11 protein-coding genes are annotated in these 15,824 nt (G+C 72.2%); 3 read left to right on the top strand and 8 right to left on the bottom strand.

The features are described from left to right. The first annotated feature begins 13 nt into the window (after window positions 1-13). Window positions 14-1,639 (top strand): GMC family oxidoreductase, encoded by a 1,626-nt coding sequence (locus ABEA33_RS15240; protein ID WP_345527664.1) that lies wholly within the window; start codon window positions 14-16, stop codon window positions 1,637-1,639. Window positions 1,640-1,659: 20 nt separating this feature from the next. Here the strand turns inward: ABEA33_RS15240 and ABEA33_RS15235 are convergent, their stop codons facing one another. The 8 genes from ABEA33_RS15235 to ABEA33_RS15200 form a co-directional block, all read right to left on the bottom strand. Next, entirely contained in the window at window positions 1,660-2,619 is a 960-nt protein-coding gene (locus tag ABEA33_RS15235; RefSeq protein ID WP_345527663.1) for an NADPH:quinone oxidoreductase family protein, read from the bottom strand. 2 nt (window positions 2,620-2,621) lie between these two features. After that, window positions 2,622-3,389: an enoyl-CoA hydratase-related protein gene (locus tag ABEA33_RS15230; RefSeq protein WP_345527662.1), complete on the bottom strand. Its 768-nt coding sequence runs from the start codon at window positions 3,387-3,389 to the stop codon at window positions 2,622-2,624. Between the two features lie 2 nt (window positions 3,390-3,391). Next, window positions 3,392-3,805, bottom strand: coding sequence for a Zn-ribbon domain-containing OB-fold protein (locus ABEA33_RS15225; protein WP_345527661.1), 414 nt, complete (start codon window positions 3,803-3,805; stop codon window positions 3,392-3,394). Continuing rightward, entirely contained in the window at window positions 3,802-4,965 is a 1,164-nt protein-coding gene (locus ABEA33_RS15220; protein ID WP_345527660.1) for a thiolase family protein, read from the bottom strand. Before ABEA33_RS15220 ends, ABEA33_RS15225 begins: the two co-directional genes overlap by 4 nt. Then, a complete protein-coding gene (locus tag ABEA33_RS15215) occupies window positions 4,950-7,553 on the bottom strand; it encodes a CaiB/BaiF CoA-transferase family protein (RefSeq protein WP_345527659.1) in 2,604 nt (867 codons plus the stop codon). The genes ABEA33_RS15220 and ABEA33_RS15215 overlap by 16 nt, the downstream gene beginning before the upstream one ends. Beyond that, entirely contained in the window at window positions 7,550-8,407 is an 858-nt protein-coding gene (locus tag ABEA33_RS15210) for an amidohydrolase family protein (RefSeq protein WP_345527658.1), read from the bottom strand. The genes ABEA33_RS15215 and ABEA33_RS15210 overlap by 4 nt, the downstream gene beginning before the upstream one ends. After that, on the bottom strand, window positions 8,404-9,894 hold the full coding sequence (locus tag ABEA33_RS15205; protein ID WP_345527657.1) for a flavin-containing monooxygenase: 1,491 nt from the start codon (window positions 9,892-9,894) through the stop codon (window positions 8,404-8,406). The genes ABEA33_RS15210 and ABEA33_RS15205 overlap by 4 nt, the downstream gene beginning before the upstream one ends. A gap of 90 nt (window positions 9,895-9,984) precedes the next feature. Further along, window positions 9,985-11,481, bottom strand: coding sequence for a carboxylesterase/lipase family protein (locus ABEA33_RS15200; protein WP_345527656.1), 1,497 nt, complete (start codon window positions 11,479-11,481; stop codon window positions 9,985-9,987). Window positions 11,482-11,558: 77 nt separating this feature from the next. On the opposite strand from ABEA33_RS15200, the gene ABEA33_RS15195 reads away from it, so the two are divergent. Both ABEA33_RS15195 and ABEA33_RS15190 read left to right on the top strand, forming a co-directional pair. After that, complete coding sequence (locus ABEA33_RS15195) at window positions 11,559-13,271, top strand: class I adenylate-forming enzyme family protein (protein ID WP_345527655.1); 1,713 nt, start codon at window positions 11,559-11,561, stop codon at window positions 13,269-13,271. 60 nt (window positions 13,272-13,331) lie between these two features. Next, complete coding sequence (locus ABEA33_RS15190) at window positions 13,332-15,818, top strand: CaiB/BaiF CoA transferase family protein (RefSeq protein WP_345527654.1); 2,487 nt, start codon at window positions 13,332-13,334, stop codon at window positions 15,816-15,818. Window positions 15,819-15,824 lie beyond the last annotated feature (6 nt).

Genomic DNA, 15,824 nt, shown 5'->3' with positions numbered 1-15,824 from the left:
GGAGAGCGTGCCCATGAGCGAGCGGCCCACGTCCGTCTACGACTACATCGTCATCGGCAGCGGTGCTGGCGGCGCTGTCGTCGCCAACCGGCTGAGCGCCGACCCGGCGACGTCCGTGCTGCTGCTCGAGGCGGGCGGCCCCGACCGGAACCCCATGCACCTGGTGCCGAAGGGCTTCTACTTCACGATGAACTCGCCGAGGTCGTCGCAGAAGTACCGGACCGAGCCCTACGGCTCCGGCGTCACCGCCGAGTGGGCCAAGGGCCGGGTCCTCGGCGGCTCGACCACGATCAACGGGATGGTCTGGAACCGTGGCTGGGCGCCGGACTACGACGCCCTGGAGCAGCAGGGGATGATCGGGTGGAACTGGGAGCGGTTCGTCCAGGCGTTCCGGGCGATCGAGGACCACGAGCTGGGTCCCGGGCCGGTGCGCGGCGTCGGCGGACCGGTTCCGGTGTCGATCGCCAGCCCGCCGGAGGAGGCCAGCGACGCGATGATCGAGGCGATGGGCAAGCACGGCATCGGGTTCGTCGAGGATCCCAACGGCACCGACGACGACCGGGTCGGCTACGTCGCCTCGAACATCAAGCGCGGGACCCGGATGAGCGCCGCGCGGGCCTACCTCCGTCCCGCCCGCAAGCGACGCAACCTGACGATCCTCACGCACACCGAGGCCGATCGTCTCGTGCTGGATGGCACCCGGGTCACCGGCGTGGAGGCGCGGACCCGGTCCGGCAGCACCGTCTTCGACGTACGCCGCGAGGTGATCGTCGCCGGTGGCCCGCTGGAGTCGCCCCAGCTGCTCGAGCGTTCCGGCATCGGTCGCCCTGACGTCCTGGACGCCGCAGGCATCCCAGTGGTGGTCGCGAGCCCCCGGGTGGGAGAGAACCTGCGCGAGCACCGCGGGGTCACCCTGCAGGTCTCGCTCTCGGGTGTCGAGGGGTTCAACAAGCAGGCCTCGAGCTTCCGGCGTCAGATGTGGGCGGGCTTCAAGTACCTGTTCACCCGGTCGGGTTTGATCGCGCACGGCGGCTACAACGTGGTCGCGGCGTACCGCTCGGACCCTGCGTCGAGCCGACCCGACACCCACGCGTTCTTCACGCCGATCTCGACGTCGCGGGTCAATCCGATCTCGGGGCGCCTGGTCGTGGACAAGTCCCCCGGCGCGCGGTTCGTCGTCTCGGCGACGTACCCCACCAGCGCCGGCTCGGTACACGTCACCTCGCCCGACCCGACGAAGCCGCCGCGCGTCGTGGCCAGCTTCCTGGAGACCCAGCACGATCGCGACCTCGCGGTGAAGGTGCTGCGCAAGGGTCGCGAGATCCTCGCGACGGAGCCCTTCTCACGCTACGTCACCCAGGAGCTCGAGCCCGGTCCCCAGGTCTCGACCGACGAGGAGATCATCGAGTTCACCCGTGACTCCGGCGTCGCCGGCCTGCACACCCTCGGCACCTGCGCCATGGGACCGGACGACGACGACGTCGTCGACGGGCACCTGCGGGTGCGGGGCGTCGAGGGGCTCCGGGTCGTCGACTCCTCGGTCTTCCCGCAGATGCCCTCGGGCAACTGCTCGGCACCGACCCAGGCGCTGGCCTGGATCGCGAGCGACATCATCATCGCTGACAACGCCGTGCGCTGACGCCCACGCCCGCGGGGGCATCAGGGGCGAAGGACGACCTTGCCGCGGGCGCGCCGCTCGGCGAGATCCGTCAGGGCACGTCCGGCGTCGGCCAGGGCGTACTCCGCCCCGACGACCGGGCGCAGTGCTCCCCGCGCAAGGTGCGGCAGCAGTGCGTGCAGATCGCGCGCCACGTGCCCGGGCCGGCCGAACGCGTAGCCCACCCAAGCCGCGCCGACCACGCTCACGTTGCGCAGCAGCAGGCGGTTCACCCGGACCGTCGGGATGTCGCCGGCGGCGAACCCGACGACGACCAGTCGCCCGTCGGGGCGCAGGCAGCGCAGGGAGTCGGTGAAGCGGTCGCCGCCGACCGGGTCGATGACGAGGTCCACCTCTCCCCCGCGGACCACCGCGTCCTTGAACCCGTCGGCTAGGACGTAGTCGTCGGCCCCGGCTCTCAATGCCAGGGCGCCCTTCTCGTCGGTCGAGGTCACGGCGACCACCCGGCCGGCGCCGAACGCCTTGGCGGTCTGGATCACTGCCGTGCCGAGGCCGCCGGCGGCGCCGTGGACGAGCACCGCCTCGCCGGGCTCGAGCCGGCCGCGCTCCAGGAGGGCGAAGTAGGCCGTGCCGTAGTTGAAGGCGAACGCCGCCCCCTCCGCGAACGAGACGCCGTCGGGCAGCGCGACCGTGCGGTCCACCGGCGCCACGGCGTACTCCGCGAAGCCGCCGAGTAGGCAGACGGCTGCCACGCGGTCCCCAGGAACGAGACCCGATCCGGCGGGTGCGGCGACGACCTCGCCGGCGATCTCGGCGCCGGGGGTGAACGGCAGATCCGGCTGGCGCTGATAGGCGCCGCGCGACATCAGCACCTCCGGGAAGCCGACGCCGGCGGCCCGCACCCGCACGAGAACCTCATCGTCCGCCGGCTCCGGCACCGCGACGTCGCGGACCTCGACAGACCCCGGACCGTCGAGGCGGACGATCTGCACGGCGCGCATGCTCAGACCTCCGCTGCCGGGACGGCCCAGGCCGGCGGGCGGCGCTCGGCGAACGCCCGGTCGCCCTCGGCCCGGTCGGCGGACGCGCGGGTCCGCTCCAGGGCTACGGCCGTGGCCTCCCACCCAGCACCCTCGCCGGCGGCGGCGTAGGCGCGGACGGCGTCGAGCGCGGCCGCGACCGAGCCCGGCGAGCTGCGGCACACGCCGTGCGCCAGCTCCATCGCGTCGTCCAGCAGGCGCTCCGGCTCGCTCAACCGGTTGACCAGTCCCAGGTCGTACGCGCGGTCAGCCGTCAGGCGCCCTCCCGCGACGAGCAGCTCGAGCGCCACGGTGCGGGGCAACCGGTCGAGGGTGCGGAACAGCCCGCCGGCGTTCGGGATCCGGCCGAGCCCCGCCTCGGGCAGCGCGAAGGTCGCCTCCGGGACGGCGACGACCAGGTCGCAGGCCAGGACGAGCTCGAAGCCGCCGCCGAGGGCCGGGCCCTGGACGGCCGCGATCACCGGCTTGGTACGACGCCGCCGCACGACGCCGTACTCGCCCCCGGCGGGGGTGGGCGCGCCCGGCCCGGCGCGCAGGTCGCTGCCCGCGCAGAAGACGGGCCCCCGCGCCATCAGTACGGCGACCCGCAGCGCGTCGTCGTCGGCCAGCTCCTCGAACGCGGCGTCGAGGGCCGCGGTCATCGCGGCGTCGACCGCGTTGCGCTTGGCCGCCCGGTCGAGCGTCACGACGAGCACCGGACCGCGGCGCTCGAGGACGAGCGATCCACCCACGATCAGTCGACCGGGCCGAAGACCGCCACCGTGCCGTGGTCCCCGACCTCCTGGTAGCGGGCCGAGACGCGATCGCCCACCTGCGGGCCGGAGGCGGGGAAGCCGACGAGCCGACTGACCAGTCGCACTCCGCAGGCGAGCTCGACCAACCCGACGGCGTACGGGACGTCCTGCTTCAGTGAGGCGGCGTAGGCGCGGTGGTAGACGACGTGGCTCCAGATGACGCCCGTGCCCTCGACCTGGGCCCAGATCGCGGCGCGCGAGAGGCACTCGGGGCACACGCCGGCCGCGGGCCAGCGGACGAAGCCGCAGTCGTCGCAGCGCTGGAAGGTCAGCCGCCCCTGGGCGGCCCCGTCCCAGAACGGCTGGTCGTCGCCGGTCAGCCCGAAGGGGGCCTCGGCCGTCGCGTCGATCATGAGACCTCCGTCGAGAAGATCGTGCTCGCGGCCTTCATCATCCCGAAGGTCGAGCTGTACTGCGCGGTGCGCAGGCCCTCGATCTGCCGCTCCCCCGCCTCGCCGCGCAGCTGGCGCACCAGCTCGCACAGGTGCAGGAAGCCCCACATGTAGGCCTCCGAGAGCTGGCCGCCGTTGGTGTTGAGCGGCAGCGTGCCGCCGTGGCCGACGGCGCCGGAGCGGAACGCCTCGCCGACGCCACCGGGCTCGACGAAGCCGTACCACTCCAACATCTGCATGACCCACACGCTGGTCGGGTCCTGGATGTAGAGCGCGTCGACCGCCTCGCGGTCGATGCCGGCCGCCGGGTAGATGCGCTCGGCGACCTGCCCGATCCACGGCCGCATCCACTGGTCGGCGTTCTGCCGGTCGCGCAGGCCGGTCTGCTGCGCGATGCCCATGACGTGCACGGGGCGCTCGGTGAGCTCGCGGGCCTTCTCGGCGCTGGCCACGATCAGGCAGGCGCCACCGTCGGAGATCATGCACAGGTCGGCGCGGCGCAGCGGCTCCACGAGGTACGGCGCCGCGAGGTAGTCGTCGATCGACAGCGGCTCGCGGAAGATGGCCAGCGGGTTGTCCTGCGCGTAGCGGCGCTGGGAGACGGCGATCTCGCCGAGGTCGGCCTCGGTGGTGCCGTAGAGCGCCTGGTGCCGCCGGAACGCCATCCCGGCCGGACCCGCAACGTTGAGGAAGCCGTGCCGGGCTGCGTCGTCCTGGCGCCCGAGGGGCAGCGTGAACCGGTTGCCGTCGCTGCGCTGCGTGGTGCCGTAGACGATCGCCACGCAGCTGGCCAGCCCGGCGTCGATCACCGCCGCGGCTAGGTGCAACGAGAAGTTGCAGGTGCCGTAGTCGAGCGTCGCGCTGTACGCCGGGTTGAGCCCGGCCAGCCGACCGATCTCGGTGTCGATGCCGAAACCGCCGTACGACTTGCAGGTGATCAGCCCGTCGATCTCGGCCTTCGCGATGCCCGACGACGCCAGCGTCTGGCGCAGCGCCTCCACCCCCAGCTCGTCGGCGGAGATGCCCGGCACCGTGCCCTGGATCGTGTTGCCGACGGCCACGACGGCTGACCGGCCGCGGATGGCGCCGGGGGCCGTGCCCGTCCTCAGGAGGTCGGCCACTGCGGACCGTCCTCGGGCCGGGCGATGACACCCTCGGCGATCAACGCGTCGACCTCGTCGGGCGAGAGCCCGAGCACCTCGCCGTACACCTCGTGATTGTGCTCGGCGTAGAACGGCGCGCCGCGCCCGACGAGCCCGCCGATGTGCTGCGGGGTGTCGCTGAGCTTCACCGACGGCGCTGCCACCGGCCACCGGCCGAAGCCGGTCGCGTCGAGCTCGGTCAGCCAGTCGAGGTGGCGCAGCTGGGGGTCGCGCTCCCACCGGTCCTGCGCGGTCTGGGCGACGCCAGCCGCGACGCCCGCACCCTGCAGCCGCTCCATGAGCGCGAACGGCTCCTGCTCGCAGGTCCACGACTGCACCAGGGCGTCGAGGTCGTCCCGGTGGGCCTGCCGGTCAGCGAGCGTCGCGAACTCCGCCAGCTCCAGCCACTCGGGGTGCCCGGCCTCCTTGGCCAGCGCTTGCCACTGCTCGTCGGTCTCGCAGGTGATCGCGATCCAGCGGTCGTCGCCCTCGGCGCGGTAGATCCCCTCGGGCGCCGCGGTGCCGTACGGCGAGCGGTTGCCCGCGCGCACGTACTCTCGACCGTTGACCTGGTGGTCGAGCAGCGGCAAGGCCGTGAGGTAGAGCCCGACCTCGCTCTGGGAGGCGTCGATCGCCTGGCCCTCGCCAGTGGTCTCGCGGTGGTAGACCGCCGCCAGGATGGCCAGCGCGAAGCTGTAGGCGCCGTACCAGTCGAGGTAGGAGTAGCCCCAGCCCGCCGGCGGGTAGGGGTCCGGCAGCCCACTCATGTGTGAGAGGCCCGAGAAGGCCTGGGCCACCGGGCCGATGGTGCGGTATCGGCCGTAGACGCCCTTCGTGCCCATTCCGGACTGCTTGGCGTAGATGATCGACGGGTTGATCTCGCGCAGGACGTCGTAGCCCAGGCCCCAGCCCTCCATCACGCCGGGCGAGAAGCCCTCCGCGACGATGGCCGACTCGCGGACCATCCGCTTGGCCAGGGCCAGGCCCTCGGGGTGCTTTACGTTGAGCGAGATGCCGCGCTTGCCGGGGTTCTTGTTGTTGTACTGAGCGCCGACCGGCCCGCCGCCGTCGGCCGGCCAGATCGACGGCACCGGGCCGGTGGCGGCCTCGCGGGCGTCGCGGCCGCCGACCGGGCTGCCGCCGCGGCGGGGGTCGATGTTCTTGTGCCACTCGACCTTGATGACGTCGGCGCCGAGCGCGGCCAGGAAGCGGGTGGCGCCGGCCGAAGCGAGCATCCAGGTGAAGTCGAGCACGCGCAGGCCCTGCAGAGGGAAGGGCCGGCCTGCAGAGGTCAGTCGCTCGGTGCCGGCGTACGGGCGCGCGACGGGAGCGGAGCGCGGCGTCAGGGAGAGGACGGCCGAACGGTCCTCGTCGAGGAGCGGTGCGCGCCGGCCCGACACCCACGTGGAGCCGTCCGCGATCCACTTGCTGGTCGGGTAGCGCAGGGACCGGCCGAGCTCGGGGTGCTCCACCTCGGTGTAGGTGCCGCGTTGTAGCCAGTGCTCGTCGTCGGCGCTCTCGTGCGGCTTGCGCACCGGCACCCACATGAGGCCCGCCTCCTGCGCCTCGCGCCACGGGACGTCGTCGTACATGTAGCGCCGGATGGTCTGCTCGACCACGTCCATGTTGCTGGCGGCGCCGCCCTCCATGCCGGGCAGCACTCGCGAGTCCTTCTCCTGCTCCTCGCTGCCGTCGGAGATGCGCCCGCCGATGCCCCAGGTCTCGAGGAACGGGCCGAGCAGCTTGGCGTTGCGGGTGCTGGCGAGGTACCAGCGGCCGTCCTTGGTGCTGAAGATCGAGCGGTGCCGCGAGACCCCGGGCGCGGAGTGGCGACAGGTCTGACGCAGGAACGGCGTGCGCAGCGCCACCCACGACATCAGGTCGCCCTCGGTGTTCTTGGCGACGGCCTCGTGGATCGCGCAGGACAGGTGCTGGCCGCGGCCGGTGCGCAGGCGGGTGGTCAGCGCCGCGATGACGGTGAAGGCCATCTGCTCGCCGGCGATCGCGTAGGAGTGCCCGAGCTGGCCCGCGACCGGCGGGGTCTCGTACCTCATCCTCGGGTCGGGGTCGTAGCCGCAGTTCATGGCCACGCCGCCCAGCGCGAGGTGCACGAGGTCGGAGGCCAGGTAGTCCTTGAACGGCCCGTCCTCGCCGAACGGCGTGAGCCGGGCGGTGATCAGCTGGGGATTCCGCTCGCGCAGCTGCTCGGCAGAGCCGACGCCGACCGTCTCCAGGTGACCCAGCGGCGTCGAGTCGAGCAGGACGTCGGCGCCCGCGAGGATCGAGCCGAGCTCGGCGACGCCCTCGGGCGTGTCCAGGTCGAGGACGATCGATCGCTTGCCGCGGTTGTAGGCCCAGAAGTGCAGGGATCGCTCGGGGTCGGGGACGTCGTCCACGAACGGCGCGAACCGGCGCGACGCCGACCCCCCGGGCGGCTCCACCTTGATGACGTCGGCGCCGAGGCCGGCGAGGACCAGGCCGCAGTACTCGCCCTGCTGGTCGCCGATCTCGACGACGCGCACCCCCGCGAGCGATCCGGGGCGCTTCTCGGCTTCGTTGGTGGTCAACGCAGGTTCTCCTTCTCGAGGGAGGCGGGCCAGTCGAGCCAGGTCGTCAGCGCGGTGCCGAGGACCAGGGCCCGCTCGTCGTCGCCCAGTCGTGGCAGGTGGTGGCGGAAGACATCGACGAGCTCGCCGTACGGCACCGGGAGGCGAGACAGGTCGGAGCCGAAGAAGACCCGCTCGGGGCCGAAGGCGTCGACCAGGCGGTAGACGGCCTCGGTGATCGACGGGAACGGGTGCGGCTCGTCGACGAAGCAGGGCAGTGCGGACGCCTTGACGGCGATGCCCGGGTGGGCCGCCAGCGCGAGGAGGGGCTCGACGGCCTCGACCAGGGGACCTTCGGCGGCCTCGATCGCGGCGTGGTCGACGGTGATCCTCAGCCCGCGGTGCCGGCGCGCGAGCTCGTCGTAGAGGTCGTAGCGGCCGGGAGCATAGATGCTGAGCGGGACCCCGTGGCGCTCCGCGGCGGCGAAGAACCCGCTGGCGTCGGCCGCGGCCAGCACCCCGGCGACGTCGCCGCGGTTCAGCGAGATCCGGATGCCGCGCATGCCGGCGACCTCGCGCCAGTGGGCCAGCCGCTCGACCTCGGCGGGGTCGCCGGTCGCGAAGCGGCACAGCGCGCCGAACCGTTCGGGATCGGCGCGCGCGGTCTCCAGCACGTAGTCGTTGCGGGAGCCCTCCCAGGTGGGCGCCAGCAGGAGCGCGCCGCTCACCCCGGCCGCCACCATCTCGGCGACGACCTCGGGCACCTCCAGCGGCGCGCGGTGCGGCTCGATCGCGTCGGCCGGCCAGGGTCGGTCGGGGGTGGAGGCCTTCCAGACGTGGATCTGCGCGTCGACGATCCGCGGCTGCGCGCTCATGACACGCGGCGGCGGTCGCCGTCCTCCGACGCCGCCAGCGGATAGGCCTCGAAGTCGGAGAGCCGCAGCTCGGCGTACTGGTCGATGTGCTTCTGGCGGGTGAAGGGCCAGATGACCGGGGTGCCGACGGTCTGGCTGTACCAGTTGTTGCCCTCGGAGTACGTCGTGCCGGGCAGCGCCGCCCGCACCTCGTCGAGGAAATCCCTAGTGGCCGCCTCGGTCGGTGCGTAGGCCTGCCGGTGGCGCTCGACCTCGCGCAGCAGGCGCATCAGGTAGTCCACCTCGTGCGCGAGCGTCGTCGGGATCGAGATCGAGTTGACGGGCGCGAACGGACCGCAGAGCAGGAAGAAGTTGGGGAAGTGCGGGACGCCGATGGCCTTGAACGCCTCGACCCCACCGCTCCACGCCTCCTCGATGGTGAGCCCGCCGACGCCGGTGACGCTCATCGGGCGCATGTAGGCGTGGGCGTCGAAGCCGGTCGCCCAGACGATCACGTCGAGCTCGTGCTTCACGCCGTGCTCGTCGACGATCCCGTCAACGACGACCTCGCGGATGCCGCCGAAGACGGGCGTGACGTTGTCCTGCTGGACCACGCGGTAGTAGCTCGGCGTCTTGGCGATGCGCTTGACGCCCAGGGTCTCCCGGGGCGTGAACTTCGCACGGAGCTCGGGGTCGGGGATCTCGCGCTCCAGCATCGCGCGGAAGCGGCGATTCATCTCCTCGCGGTCCGGCCCCGGTACGAGACGCCAGGTCTCGTTGCCGTCGGTGCGGACGCGGAGCTCCGCCATCTTCTGGTCGTAGCGCCGGGCCAGGGCGGGGACGCGCAGCACGAGCTTCTCCCACCAGGCGTACGGCGGGTTCTCCTTCACCTGCATCCACTGTGGGCTGCGGATGAACTGGGTGACGTCGTGGCCCATCTCGCCGAGAGCGGTGGTGATCTGCACGCCGCTGGAGCCGGTGCCGACGACTGCGAAACGCTGGCCCTTGCGGTGCAGGTCGATCGAGTGGTCCCACTGCGACGAGTGGAACTGCTTACCCCCGAAGCTCTCGACGCCGGGCACCTTCGGCAGCGACGGCATGCGCAGGAAGCCAGTCGCGGAGACGAGCACGTCGACCCGGTCGGAGGTCCCGTCGGACAGCGTGATCGTCCACCGGTCATCCTCCCAGACGCCGCTGATCACCTCGGTCTCGAAGATGGCGTGGTCCAGCAGCCCCTGCGTGCGCGCGAAGTCCGCGAGGTACTGCCGCACCTCGCTGCCGGGCGCGTAGCGCTTGGTCCAGTGGAAGCTGCGGGCGAACGGGAACTCGTAGTTGCGGGTCAGCACGTCGACGTGCAGGCCGGGGTAGGTATTGGCGTCCCAGGTGCCGCCGACGGCGGCGCGCTTCTCGTAGATCGTGAAGTCGTAGCCCGCCTGCTTCAGGTGATAGCCGAGGAAGAGGCCCGACATCCCAGCACCGATGACGGCTGCCTTGAGCGGCTGCTCCACGAGATCTGCTCCTGTCCCGCGGTGGACCGTCCACCACTACTGACGAAGAACAACTCTAACACAGTTAGAACACCACTAGACTCCGGTCGACTACTGAAGCGCGAGCCCTGCCCACCGGTCGCGGGTCCGGGCGTGCGGGTCGAGGACCACCTCCGAGGCGCGCCCGTCGCCGGCGTCGAAGCGCAGGACGCCGAGGTCCGGGGCGTACGCCGGCCACCCGGGGTCGCCGGTCGTCACGAACGAGACCCACGCGCGATGCATCTCGTCGGCCAGCCGCTGAGGCGCATCGACACCACGCAGGTCCTGGCCCCACGGGTCCGCCAGAGTGTCGAAGACGAAGGGGATCTCGAGGGTGTGGCAGGCGCCGAGCCGCCCGCCGTACGTCGGGGGGTTCCACGCCAGCTGGTAGACGTGCGTCCGTCCGGTCGCGGCCCGTCGGGCCTCCAGCAGGCGCAACATCGGTACGACGAAGAACCAGTCGGCCTGCACGTCGCGGAAGAGCCGCTCCGGACTGGCCCCCGGGGCGTCCTCGCGGTACGACGGCAGCAGCGCCGCGACGTCGTCGCCGAGCCGGCCGACCAGGCCCGCCAGCATCTCCTCGTCGAGCCGGGCGGCCAGGCCCGTCGCCTCGACGAAGAGCCCGTACTCGTCGGTGTTGGTGCCGATCAGGAGGTCGACGTCGGCGCCAGCGCCCGCGCCGATCGCCTCGACGGGTCGCGCCGGCAGGACGTCACCGTCGACGACGGGCTGCACACCGAGGCGTCGGATCCGCCGCCCCCGCGGGTCCTCGCTGGCCGTCGCCGACCCGAGGACCCGGTTGAGCGCCTGATGGAGATCGTCGACCGGTATCGCGGCCACCGCGTCGCAGGAGAGCTCGACCCCGAGGTCCGCAGCGAACAGCTCGGCGACGAACGCCGCCTCGTCCGCGGAGTGCACGTGGTGACCGGCTCCGCTCTGGGCGATGGCGCGGCGGAACAGCCCTCGCGCCCGCGGCATCGAGAGCAAGGTCGAGACCGCCATCGCGCCGGCCGACTCCCCTGCCACCGTGACCAGGTCCGGATCGCCACCGAAGGCCGCGATGTGGTCGCGCACCCACTCCAGGGCCGCAACCTGGTCCAGGAGACCGCGGTTGGCGACCGCGCCCGGGAGGGCGACGAAGCCCTCGACCGCGAGCCGGTAGTTGATCGTGACCACCACGACGCCGTCGCGCGCGAACGCCGACCCGTCGAACACCTCCGTGGAGCCGGCTCCGGTGACGAACCCGCCCCCGTGGATCCAGACCAGGACCGGCAGTCGTGCCGACACGTCGGGCGTCCAGATGTTGAGGTTGAGGGGCTGGTCGCCCGGGCGGACCGGGTCAGGCAGCAAGGCGTCGATCTCGGGCGAGCGCTGCGGCGGCGTCGACACGGTCGCGCCGTATGACGTCGCGTCAACGACCGCGACCCGGGGCGGCGACTGGGGGGCCGCGAAGCGCAGAGCGCCGACCGGCGCGGCGGCGTATGGGATGCCCCGGAAGGAGCAGATCCCCGCCTCTTCGAGGCCGCGGATGGTCCCCTGCGCCAGCTCGACCAGCCGGATCCCTGTCATGGACGCCGTCCTCAATCGTGTTGTACTCATGTGACAATGCTGTCGCAGCATAGTTGACCCGAGAGAGGTGCGGACCTGTGACGACGGACGACGACCGCTTGGCGGCGCTCACCCGGGCCGACGGCCCCTTCCCCCTGGTGGAGCGCACCATCGGCGGAGTGCAGCTGCAGGTCTTCGACCGCGAGCCCCGGACCCTCCGCGATGCGTTCCTGGCCACGGCCGACCTCGGGGATCGCGACGCGGTCGTCTACCGCGACGAGCGCTGGACGTACGACGAGCAGTGGTCGACCGTGGTCGCGCTGGCCCACGCGCTGCGCGACGACCTCGGGGTAGCCCAGGGAGACCGCGTCGCGATCGCGATGCGCAACTATCCCGAGTGGATCTTCACCTTCTGGGCGCTGCAGCTCCTCGGCGCCGTCGTGGTGCCGCTCAACGCCTGGCTGCGCGCGGGCGAGCTCGGCGAGCTGCTCGCCGACGCTCGCCCGTCGGTCGTCGTGGCGGACGCGGAGCGGCTCGCGCTGCTGCGGGAGCTGGACACGGCGGCCCTTGGCGTACGCCACCTCGTCGCGGTGCGGTGCCCCGACGTGCCCGACGCCGTGGTGCCCTACGAGGCCCTGCTGGCGCGCCTGGGCGACGACCTCGCGCCGCCCGAGTGCGAGATCTCCCCCGACGACCCGGCCACGATCCTGTTCACCTCGGGCACCACCGGGCGGCCCAAGGGCGCCCTTGGCACCCACCGCAACCACAGCGCGTCGCTGCTCAACAAGATCATTCGCTCGGTGCCGGTGCCTGAGCGGTTCGACCCCGACGGGCCGCCGCTGCGGCCGGCCCCCTCGGCGCGGCTGGTGACCTTCCCGTTCTTCCACATCGCTGGCATCAACAACCTCTACACGCTGGCCTACTCGGGCCACCGCATGGTGCTCATGCACAAGTGGGACGCGCAGGAGGCCGCCCGCCTTGTGGAGGCGGAGGGCATCACCGACCTCGCCGGGCCGCCGTTCGTGATCCAGACGTTCCTCGACGCCGTCGAGGCCGGCACGCGCGACGTGTCCTCGCTGAAGCGGCTCGGCATGGGCGGCTCGTCCGCCCCGCTCCACCTGATCGCCCGCGTCCACGCGACCTTCGAGGGCCGGGTCGCGCCGAGCACCGGCTACGGACTGACAGAGACGACGTCCGGGGTCGTGGCGATCGGCGGCCAAGAGTGGATCGCGCGGCCCGACAGCGTCGGCCGCCCGCTGCCGACCGTCGAGGTGCGGATCCTCGACGAGGCCGGCCGAGCGCTCCCGGTCGGCGAGGTGGGCGAGATCGCGATCCGCGGGCCGCAGGTGATCACCCACTACGAGCACGGGGAGTCCCCCGACAGCTTCGTCGACGGTTGGTTCCGCACCGGCGACCAGGGCCGGCTCGACGAGGAGGGCTACCTCTCGTTGTCGGGCCGCCTGAAGGACGTCGTCATCCGCGGCGGGGAGAACATCAACGCCGCGGAGGTGGAGGACTGCCTGTCGAGCCACCCAGCCGTGCTCGAGGTGGCGGTCTTCGGCCTCCCCCACGAGTCCCTGGGCGAGGAGCTGGCCGCCGTCGTACGCCTGGGCGCGGGGACAACGATCGGCCCCGAGGACCTGCAGGCGTACGTCGCCGAGCGGCTGGCCGCCTTCAAGGTGCCGGCCCGGATCGCGGTGGTCGGGCAGTCCCTGCCCCGCACGGCCAGCGGCAAGATCGTCAAGCGCGACATCGTCGACGTGATGGACCTGCGTGGCGCGCTCGCGGCCCCTGCGCCGGCCACCCGTTGACCGATCCTTCTTATGTTGTTCAAGTTGTTGTTTTTCATAACTAGAAGGTAGTATCGGCCCATGTTGTCGGACACGTCCTCGTCCCTACCCCTCGCCGGCATCAGGGTCCTCGACCTGGCGCGCGTCGTGTCCGGTCCGTTCGGGACCCTGCTGCTCTCCGACCTCGGCGCCGAGGTCGTCCGCGTCGAGGCCACCCCCGCGACCGGGCCCGAGCCCGAGCACGGCCCCGGGCCGCTCAGCGAGGACGAGGCCTTCACCTGGGGCCTGAGCCGCAACAAGCACTCCGTGAGCGTCGACCTGAAGTCGACCGAGGGCCGCGCGCTGTTCTACCAGCTGGTCGCCGAGACCGACGTGGTCTTCGACAACTTCCGGCCCGGGGTCATGGAGCGGCTGGGCCTGGACCACGAGACGCTCCGCGCCCACAACCCAGCGATCATCACTTGCTCCCTGACCGGGTTCGGCGCTGACGGCCCGTGGGCGCGGATGCCGGCGTACGACCCGATCGTGCAGGCCATGTGCGGCACGCTGAACTACACGCGGCTGCGGTCCGACCACCCGCCCGTGAGGTGGGGCATCCCGATCGGTGACCTGTACGCCGGCATCGTTGCCGCGATCGCCGTCGTCGGCGCGACCCTGCACCGCGACCGCACCGGTGCCGGCCAGCACGTCGATGTCTCGATGCTCGACGTGATGCTCGCGCTCAACACCTACCGCGTGCCGCAGGCGCTGACCTTCGGCCAGGAGCCCGAGCCTTCGCCCTTCGAGGGCGGCCAGGGCACGGTGCCGTTCGGCAACTTCGAGTGCCGTGAGGGCTGGATCTCGCTGTGCTTCAGCCAGCGCATGTGGCCCGCGGCCTGCGAGATCATGGGCCGTCCCGACCTGGTCACCGACCCTCGCTTCAGCAGCGGGCTCGCCCGGCACGCCCACCGCGACGAGGTCGTGGCCGAGCTCCAGCGGATCCTGCTGACCCGCACCGCCGACGAGTGGCAGGATGCGTTCATGCCGGCCGGCGTCGTCGCCGGCAAGGTCACTGACATCGCCGAGGTGTTCGATCACCCGCAGGTCCGGGCCCGCGGCATGTCGGTCGACATCACCGACGACCTCGGGCGTACGGCGACCGTCGCTGGTGACCCGCTCGGCTTCAGCGACCCGGCCACGTGGCGCGCGCCACGGCCGCTCGGCGCCGACACGGCCCAGGTGCTCTCGACCGTCCTCGGTCTCTCGGACGACGAGATCGAGACCCTCGCGGCCGCCGGCACGATCCACTGCGCCCGCCACCCGTACCTGAGCGACTTCCCTCTGCGGCCCCGCGCCGCGCAGCCGGTCCCGACCGACCCCACCGCCAGCCCCCGAGACCGCGCTCTCGCCGGCACCGTCATCCTCGAGCTCAACGGCGACGAGCCCAGCAAGGGCTTCGCCGCTCAGCTGCTTGCCGACCTCGGCGCCCGGGTCATCCGGGTCGACCGGCCGGTCGGCCAGGTCATCGAGCCCTACCCGGACGAGGAGCGCGAGTCGGCGTTCCGCTGCGGGCTCAACCGCGGCAAGGAGAGCGTCACCGCAGACCTGAAGACGCCCGAGGGCCGCGCCTTCCTGCTGTCCCTGACCGAGCACGCCGACGTCGTCCTCGACAACTACCGGCCCGGCGTCCTCGCGCGCCTCGGCATCGACCACGCCTCGCTGCAGCACACCAACGACGACCTGATCACCTGCTCGATCACCGGGTTCGGCCACGAGGGCCCGTGGCGCTCCTACCCCGCCTTCGACAACGCCATCCAGGCTCTCGGCGGCGGCATGAGCATCACCGTCGATCACACGACGCCGAACGACACCCCCATCCGCTGGGGCAACCCCATCGGCGGGCTCACCGGCGCCATGTTCTCGGTGCTCGGGATCCTAGGCGCCGTACGTCGGCGCAACCGGGCCGGCGAGGGCGCGCGACTCGACGTCAGCCTGCTCGACTCGCAGGTCTCGCTGCTGTCCTACCGGGTTCCCCAAGCCGTGACGGTCGGCAAGAAGTTCCTGCCCGAGCCGCGTCGCGGCGGCAGCGGCTCACTGCCGTTCGGGGTCTTCCGCACCGCCGACGACCAGTGGTTCACGATCTGCATCACCCAGCAGTTCTGGCACTCGTTCTGCGTCGCAGCGGGCGAGCCCGACTGGGAGCACGACCCGCGCTTCGCCACCGAGCCGCTACGCCGCGAGCACGAGGACGCCCTCTACGCCCTGGTCGAGCCGAAGTTCCTGGAACGCACGGCCGAGGAGTGGCAGGCGCTCTACTACGAGCTCAAGCTGCCCGGAGCCACCGTGCTCACGCTCAGCGAGGCCTTCGCGCACCCCCAGGCCGTCGCGCGCCAGATGCGCACCACCCTGGCCGACGGCCGGCACGGCCACGTCGACGTCGCGAGCTCCCCGCTGCGCTTCTCGACCTCCGCGCCGGTCCCGCCCGCCCCCGCCCCGCTCCCCGGGGCCGACACCGTCCGGATCGCCGCCGAGCTCGGCATCCGCCTGCCGACGCCGGAGGTCGCCGCCGCGACCGCCGACGTCTCGTAGCCGACC

This window comes from Nocardioides endophyticus, from assembly GCF_039543845.1.
GTDB classification, from domain to species: domain Bacteria; phylum Actinomycetota; class Actinomycetes; order Propionibacteriales; family Nocardioidaceae; genus Nocardioides; species Nocardioides endophyticus.
This window is presented reverse-complemented; position numbering and strand designations above follow the sequence as displayed.